The sequence below is a fragment of the Heyndrickxia acidiproducens DSM 23148 genome (assembly GCF_000374345.1).
In the GTDB taxonomy this organism is placed as follows: Bacteria; Bacillota; Bacilli; order Bacillales; family Bacillaceae_C; genus Weizmannia; species Weizmannia acidiproducens.
Map to the genome: position 1 here is coordinate 1 of NZ_KB894021.1, position 16,673 is coordinate 16,673.

Sequence of the window (16,673 nt, forward strand, 5' to 3'; positions counted from 1 at the left end):
GAATGGTATCATTGGGCAGTTCGCTCACAATTAGAGCCAATGAAAAAGGCAGCCCAAACACTTAAGAAACATGAAAAAGGCATTTTAAGATGGTTCGTTTCAAAGATGACAAATGGGCTTCTTGAAGGGATCAACAGTTTAGTTCAAGCAGCAAAACGCAAGGCCAGAGGTTACAGGACAACCAAAAACTTTATCGCCATGATCTATGCCACGGTGAACAAGCTCATTATTCAGGTGGGACCGTAAGCAAGGGTAGCTCCTTCTCAACTTAACTGACAGCTCTTCATTCTGTAGGCAGTCTGTCAAGTGCTCTCCTTGACAGACTGCCTACAGAATGGAACTCTATCCAAAGTTGAGAAGGGGCTTACCCTATCATTCTGGGGCAGGGGTGGGTATAGCACTCTCTTCAGCCCACACAAATTAGCGAAGAGCCGTAAAAATTATTGAATCGGAAGAATATCATAAAAAAATAATGACTTTGTAACGAATTAATAAATTCTTGGATATATAAATGAGAAACATTTTAAAAGCTGTAATGCTGACGTTAAACAGCTAATGTAAAATTACGATTCTCTAACTTACCTAAAATTATTAACAACTAAGAATGATTTTATTTGCAATGTTTCTATTTATTCTAAATATCTGGAGATTACTCCACTGATGAAAGGAGGTAAAGCGTGGATACAGATAGCATATATCAAGACTATGCGAACTTTATTTATAGATACTTATTATCACTAACCAAAAGTAATCAAGCTGCTGAAGAATTAACGCAGGAAACGTTTTATCAAGCAATTAAATCCATTGATAACTTTAATGATAATGGAAAAGCAAAGTTTTCTACATGGTTATGTTCTATTGCGAAAAATGTTTGGTTGCAAGAATTAAATAAAGAAAAGAAAAGAAACCAATTAGCTAAATTGATACGTAATAAAAATGAATACTCCTATAATTTGGAAGAGGAATTCTTTAATAATGAAGATAAAATCTCATTTTTTAAACAAGCACATCAACTTAGTCATAAAAATCGTGAAATTCTATATCTCCGGTTATTAGGTGATTTATCTTTTAAAGAAATTGGTTCCATTTTTGGAGAAACAGAAAATTGGGCAAGAGTAACGTTTTACCGCGCTAAACAACAAATACGAAAGGGTGATATTACCAATGGATCATGATGTATTTAAAGATTTAGTACCAAGCTATCTTGAAAATTTGACAAGTAAAGAAACAAATAAACAAATGGAAGAACATATGAAACAATGCGCAGATTGTCGAGAGTATCTTAAAGGAATGCAAGAGGATTTGTTAATAGAACGTAATGATGAGCATAGAAAGGAGAAGAAAAATATCGACTACTTAAAAAAGGTTCGATCTAAAAATAGAAAAAAGATTTTTACTGTAGTAATGTCATTGCTAATTATTTTCATTATTATATGCATTGGGAGTTATTTTCTCTTTGCACACATGTGGATAGCTGATGAAAATGATGTGCGTACAACTATTCAACGACAAGATAACATTATTACTTTATCTTTCCAAACTAAACATGATAATCGTTATCTTTTAACAATGGAAAACAGTGAAAACAGTTATACGAATGAGATTATAATTTATGAAAAGTGGAATGATTTTTCTGAAGCAGCGTCATTGTTTAAAGATGGAAGTGAAGTAACTTATACATTTTTAGATAAAAACACATTATTGCTAAACAATGGTGAACAAAGAAAACTTACTGATGAAGACGTAGTACACATTCGATATAAAGATAATACAGAAAAAATACCATTAAAGGATTTATACAATGCAACAAACAATAACTGAAGGAGGATGCTATAATCATGACTTTAGAAATTAAAAATATAACAAGGTCAAGTCCTTGCTTTACCCAATGACTTCATGGTTGTTTGTGAAGGTGATGAAATAAAAGCAGTATTAAACGAAAACGATGTAGATGTTTTTAAAGGCTCTATATAGATTTTATTTGCGAAACTCTTGATTTATACTATTAAACATACAGGAATAAACATTAATAAAGCACTTGATTGTCTGCTATAGGCAGCAAGTGCTCTTTGTTTTTTTGTGAGGAATTTATGCATCGGACAAATTAAAAACAGATAAAAGAAAGTAAAGATTTTGAGTGAGATAAAAAATGATTTACTTGGAAATCGAAAGCTCATAATGGTTGTATCATCATGAAGTATCACTTTAATACTTGGATGTGATTACGGCCACCGGATTTTACCACCCTTGCCATCTTTTTTACCAGCGTATGCCAAGGAATTTACCGCGCATTGCCAGCGTATTTACCGGTGATTAAAAAAGCCCTATGATCAATATTTTATAAGTTACAGGATATAGCTTTGTTTCTTGAGTAATGCGGATAGATTAAAGCCAGCCGTGCGGGGGTTTGAGCCGTTGTTTACTGAGGGTTGGTTCAGTGGGCGCTGTACAGAGAGCACCTTTGGTATAACGACATCATGATTAATAGCCATTGGAATAGATTTCAATTCCAATGGCTGTTTTGATTAATCGTATTTATTTATTACCTAATTGCTCTTGAATAATCTCAATTCCCCAACGGACAAGTTCGTCATGGTCTAAATCCTCTTCCTTGTTCCATATGCAGGAGGGCAATAGCCTACCTTCAATTTCATTCATTACCCTATCAGGTAAATACATTTGGAAAAAATACTTAGCTATACGGTTTTCAACTTCTACGGGTATCATTTGGTTCCTCCCAATCCATGGCGTTCACGCATGGAAACTTCTCCGTCTATTAAAATTTGGTAGGAATCATGAATAATGCGGTCTAAAATAGCCTCCGCAATCGTTTCACTTCCTAATTTCATATGCCATCCACTTGGTGTTACTGGCGCCCCAAAGTGGCGGGAAATTACAGACGGTGTTATTTGTCCAGAAATTCACGGAATTGTTGTCAATTAAGGGGGAAGCCAGTTTGCGCTTTATTGTGGCTTCCCCCAAAGAGTTTAATACTTAAATTTAAATCATTGTCATTTCACGAAAGTTCCCCTTCAATTACACGTTTTACCATATGATCGTCAATGATTCGATGCCTGTTTTGCGCTCCGTAAAGTAGACGGTGGGCACAAATCTTGTTGATGATCCTTGCGCTCCCCCGGAAAAACGATAGATTTCATCCAAAGCTACATCTGTGAAAATTTGCTCAGTTGACAATTACAAGTAGATACTGGTGTTGATTTAGCCGTCGGAGGAGCCATTCAAGGTGGGTTGACGATAATAGCAGGTATGGCTATTCCAGGGGTAGGGCTTGTTGTGGGTTACGGTTTATCCTTTATGATTGTATATATGTTAAATATAAAATCAAAAGATGCATACGGAAGAGAAAGAAAAGATTCGATTATGGTTAAACTAAAAAGTTGGTATCATTGAAGGAGAAATACATATGCTAAAAAATTTATCAGAAAGCAGTTTTGCGACATTAAGATTGCCTTTTGAATCGGGGAAACAAACTCCGAGGAATATCGGTCTCTTAAACTTCTTATTAATAGTATTTCAAGCGCTCCTTATAAGTATGGAGTACCACTTCGCCCAATTTTCACACTATCCGGGTAGGTATGAAATATTAGATGTACACCTTCGTATTTCTATAATTTTGTCAGTTTTGATGCTTATATATAGTATTCCTTTTGTTTATAAAACGAGTCAAAAAATACAATATATAATTTTAATTCTCACTTCGCAAAATATGTTTTCGGTGTCTCCATTGTTACTGGCATTGGTGTTGATGGGCGAGGGGGATGTTGGATCAGAATTTTTAATTCTGTTTACGAAAGTTGTACTGATTATTGGAGTGCTGGTTTTCAGCGCCGAGGCTATTCGGTTTTATATTTTACTAAAGAAAGGCGCTTTTAAGAGAAATTCAAAGAAAGATATTCAGAGAAGAGTTACGGAAAAAAATATGATGGCCTTAATGCCTGTGCTTATTACTTCAGGAACCGGCTTATCCTTTACCATTATCTTCTTATCAAGACATGTTCGCATTATAGATATTGACTTTTTTATGTCAGTTATATTTCCTATATTGATATTTTATGTAGTGCTTTGTATTCTTCCTGAACAGCTGGTGATGCTATACTGCAAGTTTAGGTTTAAAAGCTTCAATTTTGATAAAGAGGGTAATTTATATCCTTTTTCCGAAGATATAGAGGAAAGGAAGAAAAAAATACCGGTAGTTGAAGCGGGTACTTCTTTTGTAGATAAAAGGAGCAAAAAAGCCGGGGATAATGAGAAGACAAGTATAATAATTGATAAATTTAAAAATTGGTACCATTGATTAAAAACGGGAAAGGAAGATGAAAATGAAAATTGAAAAACGTCCGCTGCTATTTGATAATGTATTGGTCTATGAAACGATCCAATTAAAAGAAGACTGGACTGAATCTTATCTTATGATGGAAGGTTTGCCACTGCAGGAAAACGTATATCAAAATGGGCCGGTATTTTTCTCTGTCGCGCCCGTTGAAGGGGAGGAAAAGTTCGGGCATTTTACATTTTATTTGCCGATTAATTTACCGGTAAAGACGAATCATGAAAAACCTGTCCATTTTCAGGAATGGTTTGAATTGAATAATGCCCTCTGCCTGCGCCAGGCTGATGAAGAGCTTGATTTTTATGCGGCTTATGAGAAAGTAAAAAAATATGCTGCGGCAGAAAATATAAAACTGCAAGACACATTCTATATTGTTCTTTTGGAAGTTTTTGATGATGTTCTGATAGATTTGTATGTGCCGGTTGAGGAGGAAGTATCATGATCTTTGAAAACCATCACATTGCCCATCGAAATATTGTCTCTAAACTGTATAACTTTGTCCCGGAAGAAATTCAACTGGCTGTTGAAGATTTTGATAAAATCCTGACCAATCACGGCTATCACCCGAATGGAAAGATGTTTTTTTCAATGATGAGTGATCCGCGTGATGAAGTTATGGCAGCAGAAATTTTTTTACAAATTGAAGAAGACTATTGTGAAATCCCGGATGAGCTTATTTTTTTTCGCAGCTATTTTTACGTTTCCTCAATGCTCATGACAAGGATCACTGAAGACTTTAATGTTCAGTCACAGGTCAAGTACTGGGAACTGGTGGATTACTTCGACAGCCATAACATCGTGCAGTTGACACCTGTATTTGTGGAATATAAGACTGACCCGTCAGGAAAGCATTATGCGGAAATGAGTGTCGGGTATGGACTGTTGCCTGAAGAAAATTCTTAAGGGGTTTCAACTACGGAGATTTGGGCAAGGCATGTTTGCCGCCCTAAGGGACATCCCATATGGTATATTTCTATCATTAATATTTTCCTAAAAATACTTTGAAAACTTTATGATATTGGTATAATATGGATGGGGGAAATGGAAAAAAATACTATCTTGAAAACGGCAAACTTCTTGAAAGGGAAGGACGCAAAGCTGCGAGTCTAAGGTTGAATAACTAAGACAGTCGGGTTGCCAAAAAGAACATTGGATTTTGTTGTAATGGGATATGAAGATGCCATTACTGAAAATGTCTTCCACTCTTTTTGGGTGGATTTTTTTATTGTTACACAAGGTTTTACGCATTCCCTAATCATAAATAGAAAGGAAAATTATAAGTGAATTTTAGAATCATCACAACCTATTTGACTTTGTTCGTTCCTAATGTTCTCATTTTGATTTTTTTATTTGAAAATGATTCTAACCTGCTATTATATTTCGCTATTATCATTTCCGTTTTCATCTCGGTTTTTGATCTCATTTTTTTCAAAAAAGAGACCAAAATAACACAAACACCAGATCTGCAGGTGCCTGGCCCATTGGAACAAAATAAACTTTCCGATTTTATTGAATCCATTCACGGTTATACAAAACGATTAGATCAAGCTCTGGTGGATTTATCAAAAAATGTGGAGCTGGCACAACAAGCCTCGTCCGATATTTTAAAAGGTGCAATCATCCAAACTGAAAACGTGGAAAAAAGCACAAGTACGATGAATGAAATCTCAAGCAGTATTCAACAAATTGCAGAAAGTGCCGCGATTGTCTCCAACCATTCTATATCTGCATCTGAAACGGCTGCAGATGGCTATCAATCTATTCAAGCAGTAATCAACCAGATGAATTCCATTTATGAGCATGTGAATGGACTTTCGGCAGTCATTTCTTCATTATCACAGCAATCCATTGAAATTGGCCAAATTATTGAAACAATATCCGATGTCTCCAGCCAAACCAACTTATTGGCGCTGAATGCATCAATTGAAGCAGCGAGAGCGGGAGAACATGGAAAAGGTTTTGCAATTGTTGCAGACGAAGTGAAAAAGCTCTCGAGAGAAGCCGATTTGGCCACTAAAAAAGTGAGCACGATTGTAAATGCTGTTCAAGATAACGTAAAGAGGTCCGTGCAATTTATGATGCAGAGTAAGAATGAAGTGTCAGATGGCATTCAGGGAGTCAATAAAGCGAAACATGCATTTGAAACCATTCAATCAAAAGTAGGCGGAGTTACCGACCAAATAACGTCAGTAGCCGCTTCTGTCCAGGAATTATCCTCCGGTTCAGAAGAAGTCACGAATATAACGGCCTTTACAATGAAAGTTCAACAAGGCGGAACAGCGAAAATTAAAGAATTAGATACCGTTGTGAACGATCTTTCTAAGAAACTGGGCGACGTAAAGAAATTTTCTGCAGGCCTAAATAACTTACATAATCGGATTCAGAAAGAAGGCAACAAGGATGTTGAAAGATCAGAAGTTTCTTGATGCAGCATTGAAATCACCGTTTTATCAACGGTTTTTAAAAGATAAAAAAATAACAGATTGGAATTCGATTCCCTTCACCACAAAAGTACACTTAAGAAATGCAGACGCTTTTGACCTTATGGGCGTGCCCGCTGGGGAAATTGCCACCTACCACGAAACAAGTGGAACAACAGGAACGCCTACACCCAGCTGGTACAGTTATAAAGATGCCGAAAAGGAAGCAGAGGTTGTTGTCAACTCATCTATACAGTTAAATAGGGATGATCTTATTTTAAACCATTTTCCATTTGCCATGGCCATCCCTTCCTTTATTGTTTACTGGGCATGCCAGAAAACCCATGCCGGGCATATCGGTGCGGATAAAGCCAGTTCGGTTACACCTGAAAAAAGAATCGTGGAAATCATGGATCGTACACATCCGACCATTTTGGCAATGCTGCCATCCGAAGCGGAAAAGATCCATCAAACGGCCAAACAGCTGGGGTATTCTTTCCCGCAGAAAAGTTTGCGTGCGCTTTTACTGGCGGGTGAACTAGTTTCTCCGGCTCGAAAAAAGTATATTGAAAAAATGTGGGGAGTACCCGTTTACCTGTTGTTTGGAAGTACAGAAACCGGCGGCTTATTCATGAGCTGTGAACACGGCCATTACCATTTAAGTAATCCAAATGTGAAAGTCGAAGCAGTGAATCAAATGGGACAACCCGTTGAAAATGGAAATAAAGGCAACTGTGTTCTCTCTACAATGCGGGAAGGAATGCCACTGCTCCGGTATTTCAATAATGATTTGATAGAAATAAAAGATGGCAGCTGTTGTCAATGCCATAATCAGGACCCGATTATGATTCATTATGGGAGAAATGATGATGTTGTTCACTATGGTAATGAAATAAAATCTTTTTATGATTTCCAAGAAGCCATCTATTCATTATCATCTGTTCCGTTTATGTGGAAAGCCAAAATTGAACAAGAAAAGATCACATTACGCTTACAATATGTGCAAGCAATAAAATCGGAATCCATTAAAGCAGAACTCATTTCACGATTGGGTATTCCGGTCAGTGTAGAATTTCATGATATTATTCCACTTGCAAAATTAGTCGAAGTTCCGGCTTATAGCAAATATGCTTATATCGAAATTCCGTGAATGAAAATCAAGCAACAGGGCAAAACAATCTTATAAATCAACCGGCTTGGGAGTGTTCATGATGCACATCAGAGGAAATGTGATTACCGGAGAGTTTGATAAGAATCGGAATGAATTTTCACTGCAGCATGTAAAACAATTTGTAACAGCATCGACCATAAATGAAAACCAGTTCAGATCATTATACGATTATTTGAAAAAACACCAGGATGATCATGAAGGCCAAATCCTGACTTTATATGATCAAATGCCAGTCCATTTATCCGCTGAAGAAATCAATCTGTTCATTGAAGATCTTGAAAACCTGCAGCCATTGTACCGCCCGGAAGGAATGTAAGGTTCCTTTTTGTAAAAACCTCTATCAAGCACGGATCAACCGGCTGGTTATGTGATCCATTTTCTTTACAGGTATAATGGAACCAAAGCCAATGCTTAAAACAATCCATTTTGAATACGGGGACTGCGGGAAATGCTGGAGCCGCAGCAGTTAATTCCCAACACGCGTTGTGAATACTTACTTACAAAAAACATCTCCTTCTAGCATGCCGGAGATGTTTTTTGCCGTTCATTATCTGTGCGGGTGCTTCATTCCTAGTCTGTAACCGTCAACTTCACAGTGCCAATTCCTTCAAATTTTCCGCTGTATGTTCCGGCTTCCGGCGGCTTCGGCAGGACAAATGTGCCGGATGAGACAAACATGCCCGGTTCAAGTGCTCTCTTTTGTTCACCCAATTTTTTCAAAAGCCATTTTACGGCATGAAGCGGGTGCCCCATGACAACTGAAGATTTGCCTTCGTCGAGCACCTGGCCATTAAAGAACAGTTGGCCATTGATATCATCAATATCGTCATATGTATAATCTTTGGCATCCCCAAAAGTCACTTTTCCGCCGACAGCTCCATCTGCGCAAACTTGTTCTTTTGGCATTTTAGGGAACCAGTCCTTAAATCGGGAATCAGGAATTTCAAGTCCCGGTGCAACTTGTGTTTTTTGGATGATTTCCGCTTCAGAGGCGTTTGCCGTAAGCCGTTCCTTGACAAGAAAAACCAATTCCAATTCGACCAACGGATTAAGCATATCTTTGCTTAAAGAAACATGATTTGTCACTTGTTTATCTGTCAACTCGCCGTACAATGGTTCTTTTGCATCAAATAATGCCTGTGTTTCGGGGCTTGTCATGCTGATTTTATACCCTTTTAAGGTTTCATGGTTTTCTTTTTTTGCTGCAGTAAAGGCGTGCTGGACCTGGTAAGCCTTATCTAAATCCATGCCTGCCGGAAAAATATCTTTGTTCAGCGCTTTTACATTTTTGTACGATTCATACAAGGTACTTAAAAAAGCTTCGTTTAACATCACCAAACCACCTTTGCTAAAATTTTATATTTATATAATTTATCTATCATTCTAACACTTTTTGGTCAGGATAGACAAAATTTAATGGAAACTTTTCGGAATAAAAAATGAAAGGGGAGCAGGGAAGTTAGATAAAATATCGATTTCAACAGCTGCTCATTTTTTCCGGAGAAAAAAGTCCCGTCACCTATTTTTGCAAAGCGGTTCGATTTGGTCATGTACATGGTTGAGTCCGCGAAACTGGGAAAGAAATGATAATTAAACGAGCAGGCAGGCGGTAAAGCAGTGCAAAAGTTCGGCTGTTTAAGGTGAAGATTTCGTGTTACAATAGTTCATTATATACACTTTAATGCACGGATTCGAAGGGAGTTGCATGAAATGGATACGTCCCCAAACGATATACGCTGGAAACAAAGGTTTGAAAATTTTGAGAAGTCGTATAAACTATTAGAAAAGTATCATAATCAAGATACCCCGTCCGAAATTGAAAAAGCAGGAATCGTTCAGTTCTTTGAAATGACTTTTGAATTGGCATGGAAAGTGCAAAAAGATTATTTGGAAGCCCAGGGTTATCTTGTAAAAAGCCCAAGGGAAACCATAAAACAAGCATTTCAATTTGGATTGATTGAGGATGGCCATGTATGGATGGATGCCTTGTCCAAAAGGAATTTAAGCACGCATACATATGATGAAGCATTTGCTGAAAAATTTGTTGAAGAAGTTAAGCATGTTTACTTTCCCGCTTTTCGATCGCTCTACGAAAAATTGTTAAAGGAGTAAATAACATGTACGGATTACTGGAACGGGATATTCAGTATATATTACAGGCGTTGAAAAAATTCGATGAAATTGAGTGCGCTATTTTGTTTGGAAGCCGGGCAACGGGAAACTATAAAAACGGTTCAGACGTGGATATTGCGATACGCGGGGAGAAAGTTACGGATAACGTTATTTTTGAATTGAATGATTTACTGAATGAGGTCTATCCCATCCCGTATTTTTTTGACATTCTTCATTACGAGGAAATCCATAATGAGAAATTATTGGATCATATTGACAGGAAAGGGAAAGTCTTGTATCAAAAACGAAAAATTGTATCATAAGAATGAAAACAGCCAAATTAAATACTGAATTTCTTACGCATTTCTTCCTGCAATAATGTTCATAGATTCACTTTCCTTGACTTATTAAAAACTTTTCTTAAACTGTACCGTTTGTAATAAAAGTGAGGGGGACCTTAAAAAATTTCAATTTAAACAGGGCCGGACTATTTGAACTACCCGCCACTTAGGCTATCGCCTTGAAGTGGGGGATTCCTGCGAACACCAGTGCAACCACTAGTTATTGAGCAGGCTCCACCCGTAGTCCCTACGGTGAGAATTCATATCTTGTACGTTACTCTGCCATACACCCTACTACTTTAGCTTGGTTTTCGCAACTTCGGTATACATGGTGTAGGCGATTGAACGTTGAAGATTTTACGTGACAGACGTTTTTCCTGTCACAACCTCATATCTTCAGTTTTCAAAGAACAACTTACAAATATATAATAGCACATATGTTCCTGCTCTTCAACAACTTTGGCTAACGCCAACCGACATTCATCTCCCACCTATTCATTGGGCTAATGCCCTTCACATTCCTTGAGGTGGGAGTCTTCTGTCGGAAAATGATAAAAATCCGGCCCTGATTTTTATTTTGCAAGCAGCTGCCTGTAGGATAGGGGATCTTTTACTAAATCTTCCAGTGTATATTTGTCGAGCACACGGAGATAAGCGTTGAGGGCTTCGTTTAAAACATGCTTTAATCCGCAAACGGGGGAGATGATACAGGCAGAGGCTCCATCTTCCATACATTCCACTAGTTTAAAATCATCTTCTGTTATGCGGATCAGTTTTCCAACATTAATTTCGCGGGGATGTTTGTTCAGGCATATGCCGCCTCCCCTTCCGCGCACTGTTTTGATCAATCCGAGTTTGCTTAACTCGTATGTGATTTTCATTAAATGATTTTTTGAGATGTTGTAGGCATCCGCGATTTCTTTGATGCTGGCTAATCTTCCTTCTTCCATTGAAGCCAGATAAAGTAATTCGCGTAAAGCATAATCAGAGTAATTGGTTAAACGCATCTGTATCACCTGCCAATCCCATTATACCTGTTCACGCCGAAAATGGCGTTCTTTTTTTCTTTATGAAACCTTCTTCAAAGAAAAATGTGACAACATTATTAAAGATGTATTTTATATATTGCTTTAAAAAGAAAGAAGCACTATCTTAAAGATATATTTTAAATATTACTATTTGGAGAGTGGAAATCATGTTATCACAGAAAACCATTGAAATTGTGAAATCAACTGTACCTGTATTAAAAACACAAGGGACGAACATTACTACATACTTTTATAAAACCATGTTTGCAGCACATCCCGAGCTGCTGAATATTTTTAATCAAACGAATCAGTCACAGGGGAGGCAGCAAACAGCACTGGCCAATGCCGTATTAGCGGCTGCTTCTTATATTGACCATTTGGAAACGATCTTGCCGGTTGTGGAACAAATTGCACACAAACACCGCGGCCTGGGCATTAAACCGGAGCATTATCCGATTGTCGGGGAATTTCTACTGAAAGCCATTAAAGAAGTATTAGGAGATGCGGCTACGGACGAAGTTTTACAGGCTTGGGCTGAAGCATATGGGGCCATTGCCGATGTTTTCATTCAAGTCGAGAAAAAAATGTACCGGGAAGCTGAAACCAAAAGAGGCGGATGGGAAGGCTTTAAACCGTTTACAGTTGTAAAAAAAGTAAAAGAAAGCAATGTCATTACTTCATTTTATTTAAAACCGGCGGATGGAGGACCGGTGCCGTCTTATCTTCCGGGGCAGTATCTTACGCTGAGAGTAAAAATTCCGGGTGAGACATACTTGTTTAACCGCCAGTACAGTCTTTCATGCGGGCCGGGACATGAGTACTTCCGGATTTCGGTGAAACGGGAAGCGGATCATGAGCCGAATGGAAAGGTGTCAACGTATTTACATGATCAAGTCAAAGTGGGGGATGAGCTGGAGATCAGCGCACCGGCCGGCGTCTTCACACTTACCGATGAACCAGCCCCGATTGCCCTGATCAGCGGCGGGGTCGGCCTGACGCCGCTGATGAGTATGCTGGAAGCTCTGGCGGATGCCGGCTCTAAACGCGAAGTCCATTTTATTCATGCTGCCCGCAATGAAGAATTTCATGCTTTTAAGGATGAAGCAGAACACCATATTGAAAAACTCGAAAATGGGCATCATTATTTCGGGTACGGCCACCCGCTTCATGAAAACAGCGGCTGCGATTTTACAGGCCATCTTTCCAAAACATTTATGGAAAAGATGGTAACATCGCAAACTGTTTGTTATGTTTGCGGACCGGTCCCGTTTTTGAAAAACGCGGTACAGATTTTAAGAGAGCTTGGCGTTGCCAAAGAAAATATCCGCTATGAATTTTTTGGGCCGGCAATGGAACTGGCTCCGGCTGCAGCAGTTTAAATCAGTCTGATTTCAATCAGTGGGGAAAAGAAAATCCCACTGATTGAAGTTTCACTATTTTTTACTTGCCGGTTCATCATTTGCGGCATGAATCAGCAACTCTTTTGTCCAGGCCAAAAGTTTTAAATCTTGTCCATAGCCCGCAATCAAAGACAGCCCGAGCGGTTTTCCATCATCGGTTGTAAAAGGTATTGTTAATTGCGGCAGTCCGGCCAGGCCTGCAATACAGCTGAGCTGCATGGTACTTGTCCGGGTCTTTTCCACTTCCTGCAATGGCCTGCCGATAGCCGGCGCCGGGCCGGGCGTTGTCGGGATCACAATCAGCCCCGTACTGCCCAGCATGTCCCTTAACCGATTCCGGATCTTTACACGTAACTGATTGGCTTTATCCCATTCCCCATCTTTTGGAATTGCAGAAGCCCACTCAAATCTGTCATGAATATCCGGCCCGAACTTTGGATGGGTGTTTTTAATCCAGTCCCCATGTGTTTCCCAAATTTGCCTGCCTTGCAGCAAACGGAATGCAGCACTCCAGGTCCCTAATAATTCATCGGCAATTCTCGATTTTAAGACTGGCAAAGAAGCCGGTTTCAGCTCCGCCATTTTACTTATAAGCGTGTTTTTTGTCACTTCTTCAGCCAATTCCCATGCATCTTCGGCGTAATAGCATTGCTTGAATGCTGCCCCGGGATCTGTCTTCTGCTGTAGTAACACCTGGCCTGCTTTGTATAATACACGGGCATCCCGGGCCATCCATCCGATCGTATCAAATGCCGGTGCTAACGGGATGACCCCGTCCATATTCGTTGCGCCGTGTGAGGGACGGAAGCCAAAGATGCCGCAATAGGAAGACGGAATCCTGACTGAGCCGCCTGTATCGGTTCCAATCGCAAAATCAACACAGCCGGCCGCTGCTGCGGCTGCAGAACCGCTGGAAGATCCTCCGGGGATGCAATCCTTCGAACGGGGATTGACCGGCGTTCCATAATGGTAATTTTCACCATTTAAACTGTACATTAGTTCATCCGTATGCGTTATGCCCGTCAAGCATGCCCCTGCTTTTAAAAGTAAATCGATTGAGGCCGCATGCTGATCCGCTGCAGCGTGGGATTTAAACCAATCCGGATTGCCGGCAGCATTGCGATGTCCTTTTACCGCAAAAACATCTTTAACAGCAAAATGTGTACCGTTCAGGATGCCGTTTCCTTGCGGCTGAATACATAATTCCGGATCGATAAAAGCATTGAATGTATCTTCCATGATCATTACTCCTTGATTAAAATGATGTTGGGACAGCCTTTACTTGATTTTTAATACTTGCTGCAAGTTAGGACGGAACAGGCATAAGTTCAGCAATTACCATCCAATTGCAGCACCATCGCAACGGGGGTCTGTTCCTCCGCTTCGAAATCCTTGTTCATCAATTTGAATCATATGTGCATGGCCCATCATGCCATCATAAGGCGGCACTTTGCGAACGAGATGTCCGGCTTTTGAGAGGGCAGTATATACATCGGCGCCGACTCTTGCTTCAATTTTTAATTCTTCGGTCGGTTCCCCCCAGGTTCTTCCCCAAACCCATCTTGGTTCGGATACTGCTTGTTGCGGATCCATCCCATAATGGATTACCCGGGTGATAAGGGCCGTTTGTGTCTGCGGCTGGCCTTCTCCTCCTTGTGTACCGTATAGAATTCTTGGTTTTCCATCTAAAAACGCCATCGCGGGCATTAGCGTATGGAAAGTACGTTTGTTTGGTTCCAATGTATTCACATGATTCGGATCCAAAGAGAAAAAGGATCCTCTGTTTTGCAATAAGATTCCTGTTGAACCTGCTACAATAGCTGAGCCAAATTCAAAATAAAGGCTTTGAATAAAGGACACAGCATTCCCTTCTTCATCCACTACAGCTGCATACGCCGTATCACTGCCCAAAGGTTCGGTTTGAAATTCGGCTGCACGGTTCATTTGAATCTCTTTTGCAAGTGCTGCTGCATACTTTTTGCTGAGTAATTTTTCCAGTGGAACAGGGGAAAACGCAGGATCTGTTAACACTTCGTTGCGATCTTTGAAGGCCCTTTTTAAGGCTTCTATTAATAAATGATAGTATTCATAAGATCCGTGTTCTATTGTATGAAAATCATAGTTTTCCAAGATATTGAGCGCCATCAAAGCTGAAAAACCCTGGGAATTCGGGGGGACTTGATAGACTGTATAATCATGGTAGGCAGTTGAAATCGGATCGGCCCAGTTACCATAATGGTTTTCAAAATCATCAAGCAGCAAATATCCGCCTTGTTCCTTCATTACGTTGACAATTTCTTCTGCAATCGCTCCTTTATAAAAAGCGTCCCGGCCTTTTTCCGCGATCTCTATTAGCGTATGGCCCAGATCCTTTTGAAAAAACTTTTCCCCGATTTTTGGCACTTTCCCAAAAGGAAGGTAAATATCCGAAGTGCGCTTTGCCTCCATCAGGACATCCTGGACCATGGCTGTATTTTGGTACTGGTCAGGTGAAACCGGGAAGCCATTTAGCGCATAATCAATCGCAGGTTCAAGCACCTCTTTCAGTGTGAATCTCCCGTATTCTTTTAAAATTGCATCCCAGCTGTCTGCCATTCCTGGAACTGTAATGGCACTCCTAATCCCTCTCGTGGGGATCTTCTCCTCTGCAGCGTAATTTTGCCGCTTCACTAAATAGCCGGACCGGCCGCTGCCGTTATATGCGCGAATCCGGCCCTCCTGGTGGTGCCAGGTAAGCCAAAAAGCATCCCCGCCTAATCCGGTCATATGCGGGTAAACAACCGCCAGGCATGCGCTTACCGCTACCGCTGCATCAAAAGCATTGCCGCCTTTTTCCAATATTCTTGCTCCGGCAGCCGATGCTAAATAATGAGGACTAACAACCATTGTTTTTGTTCCGGTTTTTGATTGATTGCACTTCATTGTTTTTTCTCCCTCTATAAATAAAATTGGATCATGAATCATTTGGCCTCACAAAGATTCTGTTGTTTTTTACTTTTCCACTTTTTCTGATACTTAATGTTATTAAACATAACACCCAAAACATTGTCAATATCATTGATTTTCAAAGCCGGTGTTCACTTTTAAATTTTCTTTCAAAATGTAATCAGATAGATTGATTTTTTAACATTTTGAAAGCGGGTCGGCGTTTAGCGGCATATTGAAATACTGTTTTGTAAAATATCCCCAAAAATATTGCAACTGAAATTTTCTTTTCAACTTCATTTCGTAATTAAAAGGTCAAAAAAATATTGAAAGTGTTTAGTTTATTGATTATTATTAATACATATAGAAATAGATGGCTTTATTTTGTTTTCATATTGAAATAGAGGAGGAACTGTATGCCTAAACAAGATCATGAATCCGCCGTTCAGTTAGATGAAATTGACCGCCATATCATTCAGCTGCTAAATAAAAATGGGAGAATATCGTTTACAGATTTAGCGAAGGAAATAAAACTTTCCCGGGTGGCCGTCCAGGCACGCATTCATGCCATGGTTGAAAGTGGTGTCATTGAATGCTTTACCGCCGTGATTAATCCGGAAAAAGCCGGGCTTCACTTATCAGCCTTTTTTAACGTTGAAGTGGAACCGAAATATTTACAGGAAGTTGCCGAAAATTTATCGAAAGATCCCGCCGTTTCCAGTCTTTATCATATGACAGGCCCGAGCAAGCTCCATATGCATGGTTTGTTCAAAGACAACCGGGAAATGGAGGCTTTTTTAGAAAAAAGATTGTATCCTTTGCCCGGCATCATGAGTGTGGATTGCCAAATCTTAATCAAGCGCTATAAAAGCCGCATTGGTATGAAGTTATAAAGGAGGAAGACCTTTTGAAAAAAACAGAAAAT

18 protein-coding genes, 1 pseudogene and 1 riboswitch are annotated in these 16,673 nt (G+C 39.6%); of the genes and pseudogenes, 13 read left to right on the plus strand and 6 right to left on the minus strand.

The genetic code is table 11. From position 1 onward, the window contains the following. The 3 genes from C232_RS0114865 to C232_RS0114875 all read left to right on the plus strand — a co-directional run. The coding region (locus tag C232_RS0114865; RefSeq protein ID WP_018664945.1) for a transposase at positions 1 to 246 on the plus strand (246 nt) is incomplete at its 5' end. A 431-nt stretch (positions 247 to 677) separates the two neighbouring features. Continuing rightward, on the plus strand, positions 678 to 1,175 hold the full coding sequence (locus C232_RS0114870) for an RNA polymerase sigma factor (RefSeq protein WP_018664946.1): 498 nt from the start codon (positions 678 to 680) through the stop codon (positions 1,173 to 1,175). Continuing rightward, on the plus strand, positions 1,165 to 1,821 hold the full coding sequence (locus tag C232_RS0114875; protein ID WP_018664947.1) for a zf-HC2 domain-containing protein: 657 nt from the start codon (positions 1,165 to 1,167) through the stop codon (positions 1,819 to 1,821). Before C232_RS0114870 ends, C232_RS0114875 begins: the two co-directional genes overlap by 11 nt. A 714-nt stretch (positions 1,822 to 2,535) precedes the next feature. Here C232_RS0114875 and C232_RS0114880 read toward each other — a convergent pair. Both C232_RS0114880 and C232_RS19540 read right to left on the minus strand, forming a co-directional pair. Then, a complete protein-coding gene (locus C232_RS0114880; protein WP_018664948.1) occupies positions 2,536 to 2,727 on the minus strand; it encodes a hypothetical protein in 192 nt (63 codons plus the stop codon). Continuing rightward, a pseudogene (locus tag C232_RS19540) lies at positions 2,724 to 2,867 on the minus strand (ATP-binding protein); the annotation flags it as partial. The gene C232_RS0114880 and the pseudogene C232_RS19540, both read right to left, overlap by 4 nt. A 557-nt stretch (positions 2,868 to 3,424) precedes the next feature. On the opposite strand from C232_RS19540, the gene C232_RS0114895 reads away from it, so the two are divergent. From C232_RS0114895 to C232_RS0114925, 6 genes are all read left to right on the plus strand, one after another. Beyond that, a complete protein-coding gene (locus tag C232_RS0114895) occupies positions 3,425 to 4,315 on the plus strand; it encodes a hypothetical protein (RefSeq protein ID WP_018664951.1) in 891 nt (296 codons plus the stop codon). A gap of 25 nt (positions 4,316 to 4,340) precedes the next feature. Next, on the plus strand, positions 4,341 to 4,793 hold the full coding sequence (locus tag C232_RS0114900) for a DUF5085 family protein (protein WP_018664952.1): 453 nt from the start codon (positions 4,341 to 4,343) through the stop codon (positions 4,791 to 4,793). Continuing rightward, a complete protein-coding gene (locus C232_RS0114905; protein ID WP_018664953.1) occupies positions 4,790 to 5,254 on the plus strand; it encodes a DUF5085 family protein in 465 nt (154 codons plus the stop codon). Before C232_RS0114900 ends, C232_RS0114905 begins: the two co-directional genes overlap by 4 nt. A 154-nt stretch (positions 5,255 to 5,408) precedes the next feature. Further along, positions 5,409 to 5,493, plus strand: a riboswitch (cyclic di-GMP riboswitch). A 195-nt stretch (positions 5,494 to 5,688) separates the two neighbouring features. Next, positions 5,689 to 6,777 (plus strand): methyl-accepting chemotaxis protein, encoded by a 1,089-nt coding sequence (locus C232_RS19110; RefSeq protein WP_155891592.1) that lies wholly within the window; start codon positions 5,689 to 5,691, stop codon positions 6,775 to 6,777. After that, positions 6,752 to 7,921, plus strand: a complete 1,170-nt coding sequence (locus C232_RS0114920) for a phenylacetate--CoA ligase family protein (RefSeq protein ID WP_018664956.1) — start codon at positions 6,752 to 6,754, stop codon at positions 7,919 to 7,921. The genes C232_RS19110 and C232_RS0114920 overlap by 26 nt, the downstream gene beginning before the upstream one ends. A 61-nt stretch (positions 7,922 to 7,982) precedes the next feature. Beyond that, positions 7,983 to 8,258, plus strand: a complete 276-nt coding sequence (locus tag C232_RS0114925; protein ID WP_018664957.1) for a hypothetical protein — start codon at positions 7,983 to 7,985, stop codon at positions 8,256 to 8,258. 254 nt (positions 8,259 to 8,512) lie between these two features. On the opposite strand, the gene C232_RS0114930 is transcribed toward C232_RS0114925, so the two are convergent. Next, positions 8,513 to 9,274, minus strand: a complete 762-nt coding sequence (locus C232_RS0114930; protein ID WP_018664958.1) for a 2-keto-4-pentenoate hydratase — start codon at positions 9,272 to 9,274, stop codon at positions 8,513 to 8,515. Positions 9,275 to 9,652: 378 nt separating this feature from the next. Here C232_RS0114930 and C232_RS0114935 point away from each other — a divergent pair, with 378 nt between their 5' ends. Together C232_RS0114935 and C232_RS0114940 are read left to right on the plus strand one after the other, a co-directional pair. After that, on the plus strand, positions 9,653 to 10,054 hold the full coding sequence (locus tag C232_RS0114935) for a nucleotidyltransferase substrate binding protein (protein WP_018664959.1): 402 nt from the start codon (positions 9,653 to 9,655) through the stop codon (positions 10,052 to 10,054). 5 nt (positions 10,055 to 10,059) lie between these two features. Continuing rightward, positions 10,060 to 10,377: a nucleotidyltransferase domain-containing protein gene (locus tag C232_RS0114940; protein WP_018664960.1), complete on the plus strand. Its 318-nt coding sequence runs from the start codon at positions 10,060 to 10,062 to the stop codon at positions 10,375 to 10,377. Between the two features lie 590 nt (positions 10,378 to 10,967). Here C232_RS0114940 and C232_RS0114945 read toward each other — a convergent pair. Then, entirely contained in the window at positions 10,968 to 11,402 is a 435-nt protein-coding gene (locus C232_RS0114945) for an RrF2 family transcriptional regulator (RefSeq protein WP_018664961.1), read from the minus strand. A gap of 188 nt (positions 11,403 to 11,590) precedes the next feature. On the opposite strand from C232_RS0114945, the gene hmpA reads away from it, so the two are divergent. Beyond that, positions 11,591 to 12,802 carry an NO-inducible flavohemoprotein gene (gene hmpA, locus C232_RS0114950; RefSeq protein ID WP_018664962.1) on the plus strand — a complete coding sequence of 404 codons (1,212 nt, stop codon included), beginning with the start codon at positions 11,591 to 11,593 and terminating at the stop codon, positions 12,800 to 12,802. A 54-nt stretch (positions 12,803 to 12,856) separates the two neighbouring features. On the opposite strand, the gene C232_RS0114955 is transcribed toward hmpA, so the two are convergent. Together C232_RS0114955 and ggt are read right to left on the minus strand one after the other, a co-directional pair. Then, complete coding sequence (locus C232_RS0114955) at positions 12,857 to 14,062, minus strand: amidase (RefSeq protein ID WP_018664963.1); 1,206 nt, start codon at positions 14,060 to 14,062, stop codon at positions 12,857 to 12,859. Between the two features lie 96 nt (positions 14,063 to 14,158). Continuing rightward, complete coding sequence (gene ggt / locus C232_RS0114960; RefSeq protein ID WP_018664964.1) at positions 14,159 to 15,745, minus strand: gamma-glutamyltransferase; 1,587 nt, start codon at positions 15,743 to 15,745, stop codon at positions 14,159 to 14,161. Between the two features lie 419 nt (positions 15,746 to 16,164). Here ggt and C232_RS0114965 point away from each other — a divergent pair, with 419 nt between their 5' ends. Continuing rightward, on the plus strand, positions 16,165 to 16,641 hold the full coding sequence (locus tag C232_RS0114965; RefSeq protein ID WP_018664965.1) for a chromate efflux transcriptional regulator ChrS: 477 nt from the start codon (positions 16,165 to 16,167) through the stop codon (positions 16,639 to 16,641). The last annotated feature ends 32 nt before the right edge of the window (positions 16,642 to 16,673 follow it).

Excerpts from the sequence above, each read along its gene's own strand:
- C232_RS0114875 (WP_018664947.1), top strand. The coding sequence starts at position 1,165 with ATGGATCATGATGTATTTAAAGATTTAGTACCAAGCTATCTTGAAAAT.
- C232_RS0114880 (WP_018664948.1), bottom strand. The coding sequence starts at position 2,727 with ATGATACCCGTAGAAGTTGAAAACCGTATAGCTAAGTATTTTTTCCAA.
- C232_RS0114895 (WP_018664951.1), top strand. The coding sequence starts at position 3,425 with ATGCTAAAAAATTTATCAGAAAGCAGTTTTGCGACATTAAGATTGCCT.
- C232_RS0114900 (WP_018664952.1), top strand. The coding sequence starts at position 4,341 with ATGAAAATTGAAAAACGTCCGCTGCTATTTGATAATGTATTGGTCTAT.
- C232_RS0114905 (WP_018664953.1), top strand. The coding sequence starts at position 4,790 with ATGATCTTTGAAAACCATCACATTGCCCATCGAAATATTGTCTCTAAA.
- C232_RS0114920 (WP_018664956.1), top strand. The coding sequence starts at position 6,752 with ATGTTGAAAGATCAGAAGTTTCTTGATGCAGCATTGAAATCACCGTTT.
- C232_RS0114925 (WP_018664957.1), top strand. The coding sequence starts at position 7,983 with ATGCACATCAGAGGAAATGTGATTACCGGAGAGTTTGATAAGAATCGG.
- C232_RS0114930 (WP_018664958.1), bottom strand. The coding sequence starts at position 9,274 with ATGTTAAACGAAGCTTTTTTAAGTACCTTGTATGAATCGTACAAAAAT.
- C232_RS0114935 (WP_018664959.1), top strand. The coding sequence starts at position 9,653 with ATGGATACGTCCCCAAACGATATACGCTGGAAACAAAGGTTTGAAAAT.
- C232_RS0114940 (WP_018664960.1), top strand. The coding sequence starts at position 10,060 with ATGTACGGATTACTGGAACGGGATATTCAGTATATATTACAGGCGTTG.
- C232_RS0114945 (WP_018664961.1), bottom strand. The coding sequence starts at position 11,402 with ATGCGTTTAACCAATTACTCTGATTATGCTTTACGCGAATTACTTTAT.
- hmpA (WP_018664962.1), top strand. The coding sequence starts at position 11,591 with ATGTTATCACAGAAAACCATTGAAATTGTGAAATCAACTGTACCTGTA.
- C232_RS0114955 (WP_018664963.1), bottom strand. The coding sequence starts at position 14,062 with ATGGAAGATACATTCAATGCTTTTATCGATCCGGAATTATGTATTCAG.
- ggt (WP_018664964.1), bottom strand. The coding sequence starts at position 15,745 with ATGAAGTGCAATCAATCAAAAACCGGAACAAAAACAATGGTTGTTAGT.
- C232_RS0114965 (WP_018664965.1), top strand. The coding sequence starts at position 16,165 with ATGCCTAAACAAGATCATGAATCCGCCGTTCAGTTAGATGAAATTGAC.